The organism is Amycolatopsis sp. 3B14 (assembly GCF_050958625.1).
Lineage (GTDB): Bacteria > Actinomycetota > Actinomycetes > Mycobacteriales > Pseudonocardiaceae > Amycolatopsis_E > Amycolatopsis_E thermoflava.
In genome coordinates this window covers 25570-42451 of sequence record NZ_JBHZEN010000028.1, presented here as the reverse complement: position 1 = coordinate 42451, position 16882 = coordinate 25570, and the positions used below count along the sequence as shown (strand labels likewise).

Here is a 16882-nt window from a genome sequence, read left to right as displayed (position 1 = left end):
CTCGGGGAATTTCCGTGCCCGAAAAATCCGTGCGCCGGAGGTTATTTTCGGGCTGAATGGGGTGTCAATCGATCGTGTCCGGGTTACTCACCGCGGGACGAGGATCCGGCCGACTCCGTTGTCACGACGGGCAGAACTTTGCGGGCGGGAGCGCGGAACACCCACAGGGCGAGCACCGCGCCGGCGATTTCCAGGGCCGCCGCGACGATGAGCCCGGCGGTGTAACCGGTGGCGAGCGCGGGCCCGCCCAGCGCGCCCTCGTCCAGCCGGGCGGCACGCACGGCGGTCAGCACCGCGCCGATCAACGCGACGCCCATGGCACTGGACAGCTCACGGGACGCCGTCAGCAGCCCCGAGGCGGTGCCCGCGTGCCGTTCTTCGATGATTTCCAGGGAGTACGAGGTCAGCGGTGTGGTCAAGGCCGAGCCGGCGCCGATCAGGAGCAGGCCGGGTATCCGCGGCGGCACCTCGGGGATGTGGTTGATCACGGCCACCGCGAGCAGACCGAGCGCCACGACCAGCAGCCCGACGCACACCGTCCGATGTGGACCGAGACGGGTCATGATCCGCGGCACCGCCGGGGTCACCGCCATGATGGCGACCGCGACGAGCACCAGCGGCAGGCCCGCGCCCACCGGGCTCAGGCCCAGCGAGTCCTGGTGCAGCAACGGGGTGAAGAAGAAGATTCCGGACACCCCGAGTCCCCACAGCAGTTGCACGGCCAGCGCGCCCGTGAACACCCGCTCCCGCAACAGCTCGCGTGGCACGAGCGGCTCCCGCGCGCGGCGTTCCCGCACCGCGAACCAGGCGATCAGGGCCGGCCCGCCCAGCAGCGGCGCCGCCTCGGACAGCCGGGCGTCGTCGCCGAGTCCGACCATCGCGGCCGCGACCAGCACGAGCCCGGCCGTCACGAGCACCATGGCGCCGAGCGCAGGCCGCCGTGCGCCCCGCACTCGTGCGGTGCCCGCGGTCGCCGGCAGCAACACGAGCATGACCAGCACGAACGGCACGTTGCTGAAGAAGATCCAGCTCCAGCCGAGGTACTCGGACAACAACCCACCCAGCGTCGGGCCGAGCGCGAGCGCCACCGCGAGGCATGCCGTCCACAGCGTCGCGCCGATGGCTCGTTGCCTGCTGTCCAGGTTGGTGCGCAACAGGCTGAGCAGGGCCGGCACCAGGAACGCCGCGGCCAGGCCCTGCACCACGCGCGCCGCGATCAGCAGCGCACCGGTGGTCGCGAAGCCGCCGGCCACCGCGCCCAGCCCGAAGGCGACGAGCCCGCCGCCCAGCGTGCCCCGCTGCCCCCACCGGTCCACCAGCGTCCCGGCGACCAGCAGCAGGCCCGCGAACGGCAGCATGTAGCCGATGCTGACCCACTGCAGCGTCGCGAGGTCCAGCGAGAGGTCGTGCCCGATCGAGGGCACCCCGGCGGCGACGATCGTGTTGTCCAGGGTCGTCACGAACGCGCCGAGCGCGACGACCAGCAGCGTGCGGCCCGCGTTCACGGCCGCTCACCGCGCCGCGTCTTCGTCGTGGAAGTCCTCTTCCAGCTGCTCCGGGCTGTAGTCCAGATCGATCTGGCGCACCGGCATCCCGCGCGCCGACTCGATCGCTTTGAGGCGGCGCATCGCGTGGTCGGCCGCGTACTCCATGACCCCGTCCAGCCGCAAGTCGAACGGGTCGCCGTCGAGCTTCCTCGTGGTCCACTCGATCTGCGCGATGGCGTGCGGCAGCAGCGCCTGCATCTCGTCCTGCACGACCTGCCAGTTCGCGTCGTCAGCCGCGACGTGGCGGCGGCAGGTGAACGTGCCCCACGCCATGTGCCGCCGTTCGTCGTCGCCGATGCGGCGGATCAGCTCCTGCATCCCGGGCAGGATGCCGTGCGCGCGGCAGGCCCGGTTCCACACGAAGTACCCGGTCAGCGCGAGCACGCCCTCGACGACGTGGTTGTAGACCACCGAGGCGCGGACCTGGTTGGCCGGGCAGGGATCGTGCTTGAGCCGCTCCAGTGCCGTGGGCAGGGCATCGTAGAAGATCGCCCGGTAGCCGGGGTTGTCCTCGACGTGCTCGTGCAGGTTCCCGGTGACTCCGACGGCGTCCAGCCACAGCCGGAAGACCTGCGTGTGCTTGGCCTCCTCGAAGCAGAACTGGGTCAGGTACATCTCGTCGGCGAACCGGCCTTCCGCGGCCATCGCGGACAGGAACGGCTGGATGTCGTGCGTGACGGCCTCCTCGCCGCCGGCGAACTGCGCGCACAGCATCGTCGCGGCGAACCGCTGCGCGTCCGACAGCGCCGCCCAGTCCCGCGCGTCCTGGCCGAAGTCGATGTCGGCCGGGTTCCAGAACTTCGCGTTGCCCTTGGCGAACAGGCGCAGCGGCAGGACGTCCCAGTTGAGGCCGCCGGCGCGCAGCGCGGTGAACTCCTCGCGGATGGTCGTGGTCACTCAAGCCCTCCCGGGTTGCACAGGTACGTCGAGCCAGGCCGGATCGGCGGCGGTGGACGCGAAACCAAGCCGCCCGCCGCCGGAGTTCCAGTCCAGGAACAGCGGGTCCTTGGAGTCGATGACGAGCGCGAGGTGGTGGCCCGCGGCGACGGTGTACGCGGTGGGGGTGAACACGAAGTCGGCCGGCAACGGCTGTCCGGGCGTGGCGGTCTTCCAGCTGTAGGGCAGGTAGCTGATCAGGCTGCCCATGCCGATCGGGTCGACGTCGTAGAGGTAGGCGACCGCGGTGCCGGTCGCGGCGGGCGGGATCACGGTCAGGTGCGCGTGCATCGAGCCGCGGATCTCGACCGGTTCGCCCGTGGGCGCCTGGTTCCACACCGCGCCGCTGCCCGGGTCCACCTGGGGCAGGAAGATGTTCGGCGGGTTGCCGGTCATCGCCTCCAGGCTGTAGGTCGCCAGCGGCACGCCGCCGTCGGCGACGGTGTCCCGGTTCGCCGCCACGCTGCGGCTCCACGCGGCGGGCTGGTCCTGCAGGGTGTCGGCGCCGAGGTAGGCACGCCTCGGCTCGCCCAGCACATCGTCCCAAGTGGACTGGTACGCCGGTCGCTGCATCCCGGGGCGGGCGCGGGTGACGACCGGCGGTTCGCCCGCGATCGAGGTGTCGGTGCCCGCCACGTGGGCGTCGAACCAGCGGTAGACCGAGGTCCAGGTGTCGCTGGGCAGCCCGAGCAGGCCGCCGGATTCGGTGGCCGCGTGGTCGCCGGGCACGAACTCGGCGCGCTTCGGCACGGTCAGGCGCTGGTAGAACTCGGCCATCTGGCCCGGCGGGAACATCGTCTCGCTCCACGTCTGGATGGCCAGCACCGCAGGCCGGTTCGCGTTGATGCGGTCCAGGTACGTCGCGGGCGAGCGGGGCCGGGACCACTCGATCACGGCCGCCGAGTCGGCGTCGGAGATGCGTGGTTCCAGGTAGGTCCGCAGCATGGCGTCGGTTTCCGCGCTGAGCGTGCCGTTCGCCTTGCCGGACAGGTAGAGCACCAGGCCGGCGAGGCCATGCCGGGTGTCGTTCGTGCTCAGCGAGGCGACCAGGTCGGCCCACCCGCTCAGCGAGGCCACGGCCCGGATCCGCGGGTCGAAACCGGAAGCGATCAACGCGATCCCGGCGCCGTAGGACACGCCGCCGACTCCGATGCGGGACGGATCCGTGTCGGTGTTACGCAGCGCCCAGTCGATCACCGTCGTGACGTCGCTGATGTCCTCCGGCCCGGCGACCTCGACCTCGCCGGTCGATTCGCCGAAACCCCGTGCGCCGTAGGACACGACCACGTAGCCGCGGTTCGCCAGGTTCCGTGCCGGAATGATGTTCTGCGTCCGGCCGCCGCCCCACGCTCCGATGAGGACGGCCAGCGGGTGCGGACCCGGCGACGACGGCTCCATCACCATCGAACCGAGCGCGACCCCGTCGGCCGCGTGGATGTCCAGGAACTGCGTGCCGAAACCCCCGGCGGCGGTGGACACTCCCGGAAGGACGGTCCCCAGCAACGCGAGAACGACGGCGGTCACGCGGTGTTTCATCGGGCCGACGCTAACGATCAAACCCTTGCCGTTCAATGGATCCACCCGGCTTTGTCACGTGCGTCAGGAATCGGCGCGGCCGGATGCTCACGACGGCGCGATGGCCACCAGTTCGCCGCGCCCAGCCGGACCATGACGGCGGGCACGAGCAGGCAGCGGATCACGACCGCGTCCAGCAGCACCGCGACGGTCAGCCCGACGCCGGCTTCACGCACGACCCGGCTGTCCACGAACGCGAACGCCGCGAACACCAGCGCCATGATCAATGCGGCCGCGGTGATGGTGCGCCCGGTCGAGACGAGCCCGAACACTGCCACCACCACGCCGATCGTCGCGCCCGCGGTGAGCAGGTTCATCACCGCCGCGGTCAGCGGGATCAGCACGCTGCGGAACACCATTGCCAGCAGCAGCACGGAAATCGCCACGACGGCGGCGAGGAAGAGCGGCAACCGGCTGGTCACCGCGGCCGAGAAGTCGGTCTGCACGGCGACCGCGCCACCGACGTACCAGCCGGGGCCCGCGACCTCCCGCAGCCATCCCACGAGTTCCGCGGTGGCCGGATCGTCCGGGCCGGTGCGGGGCATGACGGTGAGGACCGGTCCCGGCGAGACGTCCGCTCTGGTGGCCACGATCTCGCGCAGGGCATCGGCGGCCACTGGATCGGGCCGCTCGGCAACGAGGACCAGCTGGCCGTTCGCGCCAGGGCCGAACCCCTCGGCGAGCAGCGTGTCGGCGACCTTCGTCGGGCTGCCGGGCGGATCGTGGCCGGCGCCGGGCACGCCCAGCCGCAGTCCCAGCGCCGGCGCCGCCAGCACCGCGATGACCAGCACCGCGCCGATCACGTAGGGCGCAGGCCGCCGGGTGACCGAGCGCGCCAGCCCGGCCCAGCCGCGTCCGGGCGCGGAATGCCGGGGCAGCTTCCGCATGCCGGTGAGCCGCAGCAGCGCCGGGAGCATTGTGAGCGCCGCGAGCATGGTGAGGCCGACCGACACCGCGGAGGTGATGGCGATGCCGTTCAGGAACGCCATGCCGACGGTGAACATCCCGGCCAGCGACACGCACACCGTGACCCCGGCGAACACCACGCTGCGGCCCGAGGTGTCGGCCGCGCGTTCCAGCGCCGCACCCGGTGGCAGGCCTTCGCGCAGCCCCTGCCGGTAGCGGGTGAGCACGAACAACGCATAGTCGACACCGACGCCGAGGCCGAGCAGCGCGGCGATCTCGGTGCTGATCTTCGGCACGGTCAGCAGGTGCGACAGCAGCACGACCACGGCCAGCGCGGACCCGACCGACACCGCCGCGGTGAACACCGGCAGCACCACGCAGGTGAGCGAGCCGAACGTGATCAGCAGAACGATCGCGGCCGCGATCAGGCCGATGCCGGCGTTGCCGAGGTTGGGTGCGCCGACCGTCATCGCCGCGAGCTGCCCCGAGACGCCGACGGTCAGGTTGTCCGTTCGCGCGGTTTCGACGAGTTCCCCGGCCAGTTCGGGGCCGAGCTGGTCGGCGGGGGCGTCGAAGCTGACGACGATCACCGCGGTTCGCCGGTCGGCCGACACCAGTTCCGGCGCGGCGTACGGCGAAACCACTTGGCTGATGTGGTCCAAATCGGACAGTTTGCGGAGCAGCTGTTCGATCTGGTCCCTGGCCGCGTCGATCGTGCCGGTGGTGGTGATGACCACGCGTTCGGTGTCGCCCTTGGGCAACAGCTCTGCGGCGCTCGTGCTGTCCGCGGCAGGCAACGCGACCGTGTCCCGGTACGCGGCGCCGGCGTGTTGCGCGGCGAGCACGAGACCGGCGAGGGCGAGCAACCACAACGCGATCACCCAGGGCGCATGCCGGAAGCACCGTGACGCGAGTCCTGCCATCCACCTCCTCCCAACCTGGCCGGAGCGCCAAGCTAACAACGGCGTCCGCGCGGGAACAGGGGTGACGGGGTTTTTCGCCTGCCGGTGACACATTTTCCGCGGCGGGTGCGTTCAGGCGTGACAGTGTCGGCGGGCGAGCGTTGCGTGGTGTGGGCGGATGTGCGTTGATTCGGGATATGGCGACCGGTCAGGCACGGCGACTGTGGCTCTCGCTGCCCGCGGAGCTCGCCCGGCGGTTCCGCCCGCACGCGGACCGGCTGGCGACGAAGATCCTCGACGAGATCCAGCACGCGGTGCCCGAGTACGCGAAGCCGCTGGAGGGGCAGTTCGGCGAGGTGATCGTGCGGGCGATCGAACAGGCGGTGCTGAGTTGCCTGGACAGCATCGAGGACACACGGTCCACACCGGACCGTTGGGGCAAGTTGTTCCACGAGGTGGGCAAGCGCGTGTACCACGACGGCGGGAGCCTGAACTCGTTGCAGGCGGCGTACCGCGCGGGTGGCCAGGCGGCCTGGCGGTACGTGTCGAGCTTCGGCCAGTCGATGCGGCTGCCGGTGCCGATGCTGTGCGTGAGCGCGGAGGCGATTTTCGCGTACGTGGACGAGATCTCGTCGTACTCCGTGGAGGGTTACACGCTGGCCCAGGCGCGCGCGACGGGCACGCTGGAACGGCGGCGACGCCGGCTGCTGGAGCTGATCCTGGCCACGCCACCGTCATCGCCCGCGGCGGTCGCGTCGATGGCGAAGGCAGCGCAGTGGACGTTGCCCGAGTGGGTCACCGTGGTCGCGCTGGAGCCGCTGACGGAGGAGCAGTTCGCCCCCACCCTCGGCGACGACGTGTTGCTGGACCTGGAAGGCGCCGAGCCGTGCCTGATCACCCCGGACCCGTCCCGGGATCTGCCGGAAATGCCCCACTGGCGGGCGGCTGTGGGCCCCCGGGTGCGGATCTCAGACGCCGCAACGTCCCTCCACTGGGCGAGGCGCACGCTGGAACTGGCGCGCGGCGGCGTGATCCCGGCCGCGCAGGTGGTGCACGCGGCGGACCACCTGACGACGCTGTGGTTGCTGCAGGAACGCTTCCTGCTGGACGAGTTGTCGGCCCGGGTGCTGGCCCCGTTCGCGTCCCTGACGGCTAAGCAGCAGCTACGGCTGGCCGAGACGCTCCTGGCGTGGCTCAAGTGCAACGGAAGCACGCTGGAAATCGCGCGGTTGCTGGACATCCACCCGCAAACGGTGCGCTACCGGGTGGCACAGCTGACGGAGCTGTTCGGGGCCCGCCTGGGAGACCCTCAGGAGCGGCTGAAGATGCAAATCGCACTGGAAGCACACCACTTGCTCGGCACGAAGCCGGAGTAGCCGGGTGATAACGGGTTAACGCCGGCCGCAGTGGCTGCGACTGACAGATGTGAAGGCGCGCGTCGCCGGGTTGGTGGCAGCTGTGGTCCTCGCCGTGAGTGCCTGCGGCGAGAAGCCTGCCGCGCCTCCGCCCACGTCCGCGCCTCCGCCCACGTCCGCGCCGTCCACCAGTTCGCCGTCGGGGGCGACCTCGCCGCCCTCGCCGGTCCCGGTCACACCATCGGCGAGCACGTCCACCCGCCTGACGACCAAGCGCTCGCCGCGTGCGGACAGCGGGCCCGGCTGCGGCCAGCGGGCCGTGAACGCGGGCCGGTTCACCCCGAAGTGCCCCGAGTACCAGGGCTACCTCGACCCGGGCGGCCCAGGCCGCGGCAAGACCTCGGGCGACTTGCAGCGCGAGTACGCCTGCGAGCAGGGCTACCTGCCGAAGAGCGAGTGCTGACTACTCCTCCAGCTGCTCCAGCTCCTCGCGCAGCAGGTCGCGCTGCCAGGGCGTCAGGCGGCGCAACTGCAGGTCCAGCACCGCCCGCGCCTGCAGCTCGCTGACGCCGAGCACCTGCTGCACCGCGGCCTGCGGGTCCGTCGCCTCCCACAGGGCGTCGACCAGGTCGTGGCGCTGGTCGTAGATCGTCAGCAGCCCGCGCAGCACCGTGGCGCGGTCCTCCCGCGCCCGCCGCCCCCGGGCGCGGAAGAGCGCCGTCCGCAGGGTGGACTTACCGAACAGCTCCGAGCCCTCCGGCTGCTCCGCCATGTCCCGCTGCTCGACCACGTCCAGCTCGGCGAAGATCTCGCGCAGGTCCGCCGCCGAGTACGCCAGCCCGCCGCCCGTGCTGCCCTGCTCGTACACCTCCGCGTCGGACAGCGTGGCACCGCCCTCGCCGAAGCTGACCAGGCCGAAATAGCCGCCAGGGGCCAGCGTTCGCCGCAGCATGTCCACGTAGCTCAGCCGCCGGTGCGGCGGCAGGTGGTGGAAGCACCCGGAGTCGTAGACCAGGTCGTACCCGCCGCGGAGGGACACCTCGAAGATGTTCCCGCAGTGGAACCGCACACCGGCGTCCCCAGCCGCCCTCTCGATCGCGATTGGCGATATATCGACCGCATCCACGTCGAAGCCCTGGGCAGCCAGGTACCGCGCGTTGCGCCCCGGCCCGCAGCCCACGTCCAGCGCGCGCGCCGGCGGGATCAGGCCGCCCTCGATCCAAGCGACCAGGTTCTCGTCCGGCTTGTCCACCCCGAACGGCACGTCCCGGTCCGCGTAGAAGCCGTCCCACCCGCCGCCGCGGATCCCCGGCGCCACCATCCCGTCCAGCAGCCGGAGCACGTCCTCGGTCGAGCGGATCTCCCGGCTCACCGGTACCTCCCGAAGCAGCGTGCACGGGCGGATGCGCGCGGGCAGCAACGCGGCGAGACCGTCATACCCGGACTCTGTCAGCGGCGCCCCCGCTTCGGCAAGGCCGCCACGCCCGCCTCGGCCACCTCGGTGTCCTGCTCGACCGAACCGGCGCTGACCCCGATCGCCCCGACCACCTCCCGGCCACGCACCAGCGGGATCCCGCCGCCGAAGATGACCAGGCCGCCGTTGGTCACCTCGATCCCATACAGCGGCGCACCGGGCGCCGCCGCCTCGCCCAGCTGGGCCGTCGTCATCTTCAGCAGCGCGGCCGTGCGCGCCTTGCGGATCGCGATGTCGATGCTGCCGAGGATCGCGCCGTCCTGCCGGGCGAACGCGATCAGGTGCCCGCCGTCGTCGACGACGGCCACGTTCATCGGCTGCCCGATCTCCTCGGCCTTCGCCAGCGCGGCTTCGAGAACCGGCTGGGCATCGGCCAGTGCGAGACGTGGTGCCACGTTTTCTCCTTCACTTGAGCGGAATTCCGACGACCATGCGGGCCGCGTTGTGCCCGAGCACCCGCGCGCGGGACAGCGGCCCGGTCAGGGCGGGCGAACCAGCCGGGCGCTTGGCGTGGTGGACGCACACCTCGTCCGCCACCCCGATCCCGACATCCAAAGAGGACAGGCAGGCCGCCGCGTACCCCAGCACGAGCGCGTCCCCTTCGGACACTTCCTCGACCACCAGCGGCACGCCCTCCTCCTCCAGCCCGGCCCGGATCTCCCGCAGCACGGGCGACTTCGCGTCCAAGCACCGCAGCACCACCGCCGGCCCCTGCATCAGCCCGCCGTTTCCAGCGACACGTCCAGCGCGTGGCTCACGACCAGCCCGGTCGCCACCGCGTTGCGCGGCCCCTCGCTGCCGCGCACGTTGCCCGTGCCGCACACGATCCCCATCCCGGCCACCGCTTCCGCGATCATGTCCGGGATCTCGAAGTCCAGCGCGGACCCGCCGAGCACCACGACGAACCCGATCTGCCGCAGGTTCCCGCCCGGCGCGACCTGCTCCAGCGCCCGCAACGCGTTGACCACGAACACCTTGTGCTTCGCCGAGCGCCGCACCTGGCGGATCTTCTCCAGGTTGTGCCGGGTCGGCACCGGCCGCATCCCGGCGTCGGACAACACGACCACCCGCGCGAACGCCTCCGCCGGCAGTGGCTCGTCGAAGAACCGCGCGGTGCCGTCCTCCATCCGCACGTGGAAGAAGCTCTCGGCCTTGGCCAGCGGGTACTTCTTGATGTCCTCGGCCAGCTCGCGGTTGTCCAGGCCCAGCTCGGAGTCGATCAGCTTCGTCACCAGGTCGCCCGCCCCGGCCAGGTGCACCGACCGCACCACCCCGTCCCCGGCCACCGCGGCGTCCGTGGAGCCACCGCCGAGGTCGAGGATCGCGACCGGCCGCCCGGTGCCCGGCGTGGTCAGCGCGCCGAGCACCGCCATGTCGGCCTCGACCCCGCCGATCAGCACCTCGACGCCCAGCGCCTCACGCAGCTTCTCGGCGAGCAGCCGCATCGGTCCGCGGCTGGTGCGCACCATCGCGGCCAGCGCGACCGCGTTCTCCAGCGCGAACTCCCCGGCGAGCGCGCCGGTCACCTCCTGCGGCACGAACGTGTCGACGGCCAGCACGTCCTGGATCCGCACCGCGCCCACGGCGGTGCCGGTCAGCTCGGACATCGTGTCCCGCACCCGCGCCAGCATGCCGCCGACGTGGGTGCCCGCCTCGCCGGTGGCGTCGGTCAACGGCCGGACCCGGCGCAGGGTCGCCATGATCTCCGCGGCACCGGCGTCGATCTCCACCGACCGCTTGACCTGCTCACCGATCAACGTCAGGTTCCCGGCCGGAATGCGCCGCCCGGTGACGTCCCCGCTCGGCGTGCGCACGACGACCGCGGACCGGTTGCCGACCAGGGCCCGCGCGACCGGCGCGATCATCCGCGTCTGCTCGGCGTCGAGGTCGAAGACGGTCGCGATGCCGTAGGAGTTCGACAGGGTCCGGATGGTCCGGCCAGGCTCGGCCACCTCGACCGCGGCCGGCATGCCGAGCGGCACCTTCTCCACGAGCGTGACCTCGTCGACCACCGGGATCGGCGCCGACAACCGGTTCGCGATCAGTGTCGCGTCGTCGGCGTGCACGATCGCGCCGGTGACCTCGACGCCACGCGCGACGGCCGTGTTGATGCCCGCCGCCGCGTCCTCGAAGTCCACTCCGGACCCGACCACGCAGATCACCTTCGCGCCCGGCGCGCAGTCCGGCAGCGATCCAAAAGCGACGGTCTCGCCGACGCCGAGTCCCGCGCCGCCGGGCGTGTCCGGGTTGTGCCCGATCATCGTCGACTCGGTCACGATCGTCTCGGTGATCGTCTCCATCGCCAGCCCGCTGATCACCGGCGTGGCCTCGTTGACCAGCACCGCGCTCAGCTCGCGCACCGGCCGCCCCGCGGACGACAGCGCCCGCCGCACGACCTCGACGACCCCGGGCACGTTGTCGGTCGTGCCCTTCACCCCGGACGTCGGCGTGAGCGCCCCGGACAGGTACGTCACGCGCCCGCCCGGACCGATCTCCGCGACACAGGCCTCCGTGGTCGAGTTCCCGATGTCGACGCCAACCACGAGCGCCATCGCGATCAGCCCGCGTCGGCCAGCTGGATCCGCACGTCCAGCTCGACGGGTCCGGCGCCGGGCACCACGAACTCGGTCTCCTTGATGTGCAGCAACGCCGCCTTCGCCTGCCAGCGCGGGCGGGCCATGAAGTCGTTGCGCGCGGGCACCGGCTCCGGCGACTCGCCCTTGGCGTAGCGGGCGGCGTTGCGGCCGACCTTGCGGAAGGTCTCCAGGTCCATCAGCGGCGCCTGCGGGAACAGCTCCAGATTGGACAGTCGCACCAGGTCCTTCTGGTGGATCATCGTGGTACCCCGGGACAGCACACCGACCGCGATGCCCGAACCGGACAGCTTCGCCGCCGCATGGGCGATCACCGCGAGGTCCGAGCCGCCGCGGAACCGGATCACCCGCGCGTGCACGCCCTGCTCCTCGATGCCGGCGAGCAGCTCGCGCAGCACCTCCGCGTGCGGGATGTCCACGATGGTCTTGGTGAAGAAGTCGCCGAACGCGGGCGACAACCCGATGACCACCTCGTCGCTGCGCGTGCCCGGCCCGGCGGGCCCGCGCTCGTCGAGGGTGAGCGTGCGCCGGCTGCCCACACTGGTGTCCGTCATGGCACTCCTCCTCAGACGACTTCCTGCTCCGGGTTCTGCGCGCTCACCACGTGGCGCAGACGCTTCATCTCTTCCCAGCGCGCCCCGGTCGGCCGGTAGCCGCTGCCCGGGCCCGCGTAGTCGTTTACGTCGTTGATCGCGGACAGCGTCTCCAGCTCGGGCGTCAGGATGGCCGACGTGTGCAGCAGGTCCCCGGACACGCGCTGCCGCAGCACCGCCAGCAACGACTCGGCCATGTCGGTGAACCCCGCGCCGTCCAGGGCCTTCACGATGTCCACCCCGGTCACGCCGCGGTCCATCACCGACTGCGCCGCCTTCAGGTCCTCCAGCACGTCCCGCAGCGGCAGGTCCTTGCTGCCGTGCGCGTAGGTGACCGCCTCGACCTCCTTGTCGGTGATCGGCGGCAGGTCGAGCTGGGCGAACACGCCCTGCAGTGCGCGGGCGGCGCGGTTGCGGGCGGCGAGGATCTCCGCCTCCGGCACGTGCCGCAGTCCGCCGTCGACCTGGAGGTCGCGCTGCAGCACGTTCCAGTCGTCGTAGTCCTCGGCATCCACATTGGATCCGGCGAACATGTTGTCGTAGTTCGGCGTCGAGGAGTAGCCCGAGCAGACGAAGTCGGTGCCGGGCAGCAGCTGCGGCAGCAGGCGCGCGACGCGGCGCATGTCCGAGTGCGAGAAGGACTGGTCGTTGCCGGAGGCGCACTCGAGGTCGACCATGCTCGCGATCAGGTTCTCCGCGAGCACCGCGCGGATCCCGGCGGGCACCGCGCCGGGCACGCCGATGCAGCTGATCGACCCGTTCTGCAGGCCCTGCACCCCGGCGCCCTTGGTCACCAGGATGCAGCGGATCTCCAGGTACAGCATGGACTTGCCCTCGGCGTTGCCCATCTGCACCTCCGACCCGGTGCCCGAGGTGAACCGCATCTTGATGCCGCGCGAGGCGTAGGCCGAGGCGAGGAACGCCTTGGACCACGGCGTGTCGTCGCCGTCGCAGAACACCGGCTCCGTGCCGTACACCGAGATCGTCTCGGCGTACGCGGTGATCCCGCGCATGCCCAGCTCCAGCTCGGTGGCCTCTTCGAGCGCGCACTGGGTCAGCACGCCCGGGGTCCCGGCCTGGGCGCCGACCTGCAGCGCGATCGCCACCAGCGGCGCGTACCGCACGACACCGAGCGTGGTCTCCAGCTCGCGGAACCCGCGCAGCGAGGCTTCCGCGGCGTCGGCGGCGACCTGCACCGGGTTGTCCCGCGCGCTGGTCGCGTGCGCCTGGTTCGCCGGTGTGCGGCGGGCGCGCATCTTCTGCAGCGCCATCATCATCTCGACCACGTTCATGGTCTTGACGACCTCGAGCAGCTTCGCCGGGGTGAGCCCGCGGGTCAGGGCGAGCACGTCCTGCCGGGTGGCGCGCGGGTCGACCAGCAGGTGCGCGATCTCCACCGCGGGGACCGCCATCGCGTGCTCGGTGGCCTCGACGTCGATGGCGTGGTCGGCGATGAACTGGTCGAGGAAGTCGAACTCGGCCCGCGGCTTACCGTCCATCTCGACGATCACGCCGTCCTCGACGCGCACGCCCGGCTCCGGGTCGTACGGGCTGTCCATCGCGACCATGCCGACCTCGGGCCACTCCTCGACGAACCCGTCGAGGTTGACCGGCCGCTGCTCCAGAGCCTCGGTCCGCTTCGACCGTCGTGCGCCCGTCATCGGCCGTCCTCCCGTGCCAGGATGTCGCGTCGTTCGTAGACGTCGGCGGCCTCGCGGACGAGCTGCGCGCACAGCGTCGCGGAGTACTTCGACTCCAGTTCGTCGGCGATCTCGCCGAGCTGTTCCTTGGTGGAGGCGCGCGGCCGGAGCGAGTTGTAGATCGACAGCACCAGCTCGTCGGGCAGCGCGGTCAGCTCCGCCGCGCGGCGGAAGTTCTGGGCGAGCTGCGGGCGGCCGACGCGCTCGGCGATCTGGGCCTGCAGGCGCAGGGTCTCCGGCGCGATGCGCAGGTCCTCGGGCGCGACCTCACCGGCGAGCACGGCCGCCATGGTGAGCTCGTCGAGGCGTTTTCCGGTCGGGGTCTTCAGCAGTTCGGGGCGCCGCGCCGCGAGCGGGTAGTCCCGGCCCGGGTCGAGGTCCACCTGGCTCGGAGTAGTCACGGGCCGGACCGTAAGCGGCGTCACGTTGCATCAACGTTGCACTTCGCGGCTCGAGGTGAGTGGCCAATCGGCTCGGCGAACTCCCACTCGAATGGGCCAACGGGGCCGCAGCCGCCCCAGCGTGTTGGCACCCCGCCGCGGTCATCCCCGGCACCGTGATGGCCCCTTGCGGTGGCCTGCTCGCCGCTCCCGGCGGCGTGTTCGCCGCGCCGGGCGCCGTGTTGGTCCCTCCCGGCACCACCCCTGCCCTCCCCGGCGGGCACGGCAGCCACTCCCGCCAGGAGCCGAACACCCGGGCGAACCGCGGCCAACCCAGCGGCGCAACGTCGGTGCAACCCGCGGCTTCGCAACCTGTGCGGCATCCGTACTGCGTCAAGGAGGACCCAGTGACCGATGTGGCACCCCTGCGCCGGCCCGCCGGCCTGCACCGGTTGACCGGCGGCCGCGGCGACCTGCTCGCCGAGTTCTTCGGCACGTTCCTGCTCATCGCGCTCGGCGACGGCTGCGTGGCGATGGCCGTCGCCGGCCTGCCCGGCTCCGGGCGCACCGCCAGCGCCACCACGATCTTCCAGGGCACTGGCGACTGGCTGTTGATCGTGTGGGGCTGGGCCTTCGCCGTGGCCTTCGCGGTCTACGTGGCCGGCGGCGTCAGCGGGGCGCACCTCAACCCCGCCGTCACGCTCGCGATGGCCGTGCGGCGGCGGTTCCCGTGGCGCAAGGTGCCCGGCTACTGCGGCGCGCAGCTGGCCGGCGCGTTCACCGGCGCCGCGCTCGTGTACGCCGTCTACCGCCCGGCGATCAGCGCGTTCGACGCCGCGGCCGGGACGCCGAAGAGCGAGACGACGTTCTCGATCTTCGCGACCGTCCCGGCGCCGTACTTCGCCAGCTGGTTCGGCCCGCTGCTGGACCAGGTCGTCGGCACGGCGGTGCTGCTCGTGGTGGTGCTCGCCCTGATCGACGCCCGCAACAAGGCGGTCTCCCCGAAGATGGGGCCGCTGCTGATCGGCTTCACGGTTGCCGCGATCGGGCTGTCCTTCGGCGCGAACGCCGGCTACGCGATCAACCCGGCGCGCGACTTCGGCCCGCGGCTGTTCGCGTTCTTCGCCGGCTGGGGTGACACCGCGATGGCCCCCTACCTGTGGGTGCCGATCGTCGGCCCGCTGGTCGGCGCCGTGGTCGGCGCGCTGCTGTACGACTTCTTCATCGGTGATGTGCTGCACGCGCGGCAGGTCGCCGAGGAGAAGTTCGTCGGCTAGTCCTCGCCGAGCAGCCACTCCAGGCGGGCCGACGCCACGGCCCGCCTGGGGTCGTCGGCAGGCAGGCGGCGGGTGAGGTGCTCGAACACCTCGACGTCGTCCCGGCCCGTCTCGCTCTGCGCGAACGTCCACAGCACGTCCGGATCGGGGTGCCCGAGCACGGCGGTGCGCACGGCCGCGACCAGCTGCTCCCGCTCGGCGCGGATGGCGGGCGCGTCCGACCGGCTCAGCAGCGGCGCCGGGCAGGCCGCCACCGCCGCGGCGACATCACCGCTGTTCAACGCCAGCCGCACGCGCAGGAAATCGGCCTTGACCTCGGCTCGCAGCTGGTAGGGCTTGGCTCGCATGACGTCGCCGCCGAGCTGACCGCGCAGCCGGTGGATCTCCGCGCGCACGGTCGTCGGGTTGCCGTCGTCGCCGTAGAGCTGCAACGCCAGCTGCTCGGCGGTCAGCCCGGCGGGGTGCAGCGCGAGCAGGGCGAGGATCTCCGCGCGCCGCAGGGTGAGCGGCAGGGCGCGGCCGTTCATCACCGCGGCCGGGTTGTCGCCGAGGAAGGACAGTTCGAGCGTCGGGCGCCGGGTGGCCGTGGTCGTCCGGAGGCGCAGCAGGTACCCCTCCGGCAGCGGCTCGACGTGCGCCTCCCGGCCGTCGTCGAGCAGCACGCGGTCGGCGTCCACCGCGACCCGCTTCGGCAGCCGCCCGAGCCGGTCGGCCGCGATCACCCGCCCGGTCGGGGTGAGCAGCGCGCCCGGCTCGCCACGCAGCCGCGCGAGGTGCGGCATGTTCTTCGTCAGCAGCTGGCCGTCCAGCCACTCCATCCGCCGCCGCAGGTGGCTCTCGGCGAGTTGCGCGGTGGCGTTGACCAGCGAAACCGTCGCCGGGTGCAGCGTGTCGAGCAGCCCACTGACGTCGATCGCGCCGAGCAGGTCGCCGGTGTCCGGGTCGTGGATCGGGGCGGCCGCGCAGGTCCAGCCGTGGTAGGTCTTCACCAGGTGCTCGGCCGAGTAGATCTGCACCGGGGCGTCCACGGCGAGCGCGGTGCCCATCGCGTTGGTGCCGATCGCCCGCTCCGACCAGCCGGTCCCCTCGCACAGCCCGACCGGGTCGGCCTGGCTGCACAGGTTGGCGGGCCCCTCCCGCCACAGGATCGTGCCCTCGGCGTCGGTGACGATCATGACGTGCCGCGACTCGTCGGCGATGCTGCCCAGCAGTTCCCGCAGCGTCGGCAGAACGGCGTGCAACGGGTGGGCATCGCGGACGTCGGCGACTTCGTCCGGCGCGTAGACGATCGGTGGACGGAAATCGTCCGGATCGATGTGCGCGGCGAGTGAGCGTTGCCAGGACTCGGAAATCACCGGACGGGGTGAAAACTGCGCGCGAGCACCACTCAGAGTCGCATCGCGAACCTGTTGCAGCACCTCGAACTGCGCCGCCGGGTCCGACGCCAGGTGCAGCGCCGTCGGGGCGTCGGTCACGGTTTCGGCGTCCATTGAGCACTCCGGCGTCGTCGACGGAACGGGCACCGAAAGCATGCCGGGCGCGTGCCGCGTTCGGCAACCGTTGCAACGACGCTGCAACGTCGCCTTCCCTAGCTTGGCGCCCGGTGCGCCGAAGCCGTTCGCACCGAACACCGATCCAGGAGG

General features: G+C 71.7%; 15 protein-coding genes. 3 read left to right on the top strand and 12 right to left on the bottom strand.

From position 1 onward, the window contains the following. Positions 1 to 83: 83 nt before the first annotated feature. The 4 genes from ACCP09_RS17530 to ACCP09_RS17515 are packed head-to-tail and all read right to left on the bottom strand — an operon-like array spanning position 84 to position 5887. The gene (locus ACCP09_RS17530; RefSeq protein ID WP_433747926.1) at positions 84 to 1505 is read right to left on the bottom strand and encodes an MFS transporter; all 1422 of its coding nucleotides are present in this window, start codon (positions 1503 to 1505) and stop codon (positions 84 to 86) included. A gap of 6 nt (positions 1506 to 1511) precedes the next feature. Beyond that, positions 1512 to 2444 carry a R2-like ligand-binding oxidase gene (locus tag ACCP09_RS17525; protein ID WP_433747923.1) on the bottom strand — a complete coding sequence of 311 codons (933 nt, stop codon included), beginning with the start codon at positions 2442 to 2444 and terminating at the stop codon, positions 1512 to 1514. Beyond that, positions 2445 to 4019, bottom strand: a complete 1575-nt coding sequence (locus ACCP09_RS17520; RefSeq protein ID WP_433747920.1) for a CocE/NonD family hydrolase — start codon at positions 4017 to 4019, stop codon at positions 2445 to 2447. A 32-nt stretch (positions 4020 to 4051) separates the two neighbouring features. Continuing rightward, the gene (locus tag ACCP09_RS17515; protein ID WP_433747917.1) at positions 4052 to 5887 is read right to left on the bottom strand and encodes an MMPL family transporter; all 1836 of its coding nucleotides are present in this window, start codon (positions 5885 to 5887) and stop codon (positions 4052 to 4054) included. Positions 5888 to 6063: 176 nt separating this feature from the next. Between ACCP09_RS17515 and ACCP09_RS17510 the strand changes: the two genes are divergently transcribed. Both ACCP09_RS17510 and ACCP09_RS17505 read left to right on the top strand, forming a co-directional pair. Next, positions 6064 to 7242: a helix-turn-helix domain-containing protein gene (locus ACCP09_RS17510; protein ID WP_400990885.1), complete on the top strand. Its 1179-nt coding sequence runs from the start codon at positions 6064 to 6066 to the stop codon at positions 7240 to 7242. Between the two features lie 298 nt (positions 7243 to 7540). After that, positions 7541 to 7684, top strand: a complete 144-nt coding sequence (locus tag ACCP09_RS17505) for a hypothetical protein (RefSeq protein WP_433747914.1) — start codon at positions 7541 to 7543, stop codon at positions 7682 to 7684. On the opposite strand, the gene ACCP09_RS17500 is transcribed toward ACCP09_RS17505, so the two are convergent. The 7 genes from ACCP09_RS17500 to ACCP09_RS17470 form a co-directional block, all read right to left on the bottom strand. After that, complete coding sequence (locus ACCP09_RS17500) at positions 7685 to 8593, bottom strand: methyltransferase domain-containing protein (RefSeq protein WP_433747911.1); 909 nt, start codon at positions 8591 to 8593, stop codon at positions 7685 to 7687. It lies immediately after the preceding gene. Between the two features lie 77 nt (positions 8594 to 8670). Then, positions 8671 to 9090: a GlcG/HbpS family heme-binding protein gene (locus tag ACCP09_RS17495; RefSeq protein WP_123684877.1), complete on the bottom strand. Its 420-nt coding sequence runs from the start codon at positions 9088 to 9090 to the stop codon at positions 8671 to 8673. A gap of 10 nt (positions 9091 to 9100) precedes the next feature. Continuing rightward, positions 9101 to 9412 (bottom strand): glycerol dehydratase reactivase beta/small subunit family protein, encoded by a 312-nt coding sequence (locus ACCP09_RS17490; RefSeq protein ID WP_433747908.1) that lies wholly within the window; start codon positions 9410 to 9412, stop codon positions 9101 to 9103. Next, the gene (locus ACCP09_RS17485; RefSeq protein WP_433747905.1) at positions 9412 to 11247 is read right to left on the bottom strand and encodes a diol dehydratase reactivase subunit alpha; all 1836 of its coding nucleotides are present in this window, start codon (positions 11245 to 11247) and stop codon (positions 9412 to 9414) included. The genes ACCP09_RS17490 and ACCP09_RS17485 overlap by 1 nt, the downstream gene beginning before the upstream one ends. Positions 11248 to 11252: 5 nt before the next feature. Next, a complete protein-coding gene (locus ACCP09_RS17480) occupies positions 11253 to 11843 on the bottom strand; it encodes a propanediol/glycerol family dehydratase medium subunit (RefSeq protein ID WP_020419373.1) in 591 nt (196 codons plus the stop codon). 11 nt (positions 11844 to 11854) lie between these two features. Beyond that, entirely contained in the window at positions 11855 to 13543 is a 1689-nt protein-coding gene (locus ACCP09_RS17475) for a propanediol/glycerol family dehydratase large subunit (protein WP_020419374.1), read from the bottom strand. Beyond that, positions 13540 to 13983, bottom strand: a complete 444-nt coding sequence (locus ACCP09_RS17470) for a diol dehydratase small subunit (RefSeq protein WP_223842968.1) — start codon at positions 13981 to 13983, stop codon at positions 13540 to 13542. The genes ACCP09_RS17475 and ACCP09_RS17470 overlap by 4 nt, the downstream gene beginning before the upstream one ends. A gap of 386 nt (positions 13984 to 14369) precedes the next feature. Here ACCP09_RS17470 and ACCP09_RS17465 point away from each other — a divergent pair, with 386 nt between their 5' ends. Further along, on the top strand, positions 14370 to 15239 hold the full coding sequence (locus ACCP09_RS17465) for an MIP/aquaporin family protein (RefSeq protein WP_433747899.1): 870 nt from the start codon (positions 14370 to 14372) through the stop codon (positions 15237 to 15239). On the opposite strand, the gene ACCP09_RS17460 is transcribed toward ACCP09_RS17465, so the two are convergent. Next, entirely contained in the window at positions 15236 to 16729 is a 1494-nt protein-coding gene (locus tag ACCP09_RS17460; RefSeq protein WP_378334071.1) for a helix-turn-helix domain-containing protein, read from the bottom strand. The two genes, ACCP09_RS17465 and ACCP09_RS17460, sit on opposite strands and share 4 nt — an antisense overlap. Between the last annotated feature and the right edge of the window lie 153 nt (positions 16730 to 16882).

Coding starts and splice junctions, on each gene's coding strand:
- ACCP09_RS17520 (WP_433747920.1), bottom strand. CDS start 4,019: ATGAAACACCGCGTGACCGCCGTCGTTCTCGCGTTGCTGGGGACCGTC.
- ACCP09_RS17515 (WP_433747917.1), bottom strand. CDS start 5,887: ATGGCAGGACTCGCGTCACGGTGCTTCCGGCATGCGCCCTGGGTGATC.
- ACCP09_RS17510 (WP_400990885.1), top strand. CDS start 6,064: ATGGCGACCGGTCAGGCACGGCGACTGTGGCTCTCGCTGCCCGCGGAG.
- ACCP09_RS17490 (WP_433747908.1), bottom strand. CDS start 9,412: ATGCAGGGGCCGGCGGTGGTGCTGCGGTGCTTGGACGCGAAGTCGCCC.
- ACCP09_RS17485 (WP_433747905.1), bottom strand. CDS start 11,247: ATGGCGCTCGTGGTTGGCGTCGACATCGGGAACTCGACCACGGAGGCC.
- ACCP09_RS17480 (WP_020419373.1), bottom strand. CDS start 11,843: ATGACGGACACCAGTGTGGGCAGCCGGCGCACGCTCACCCTCGACGAG.
- ACCP09_RS17475 (WP_020419374.1), bottom strand. CDS start 13,543: ATGACGGGCGCACGACGGTCGAAGCGGACCGAGGCTCTGGAGCAGCGG.
- ACCP09_RS17460 (WP_378334071.1), bottom strand. CDS start 16,729: ATGGACGCCGAAACCGTGACCGACGCCCCGACGGCGCTGCACCTGGCG.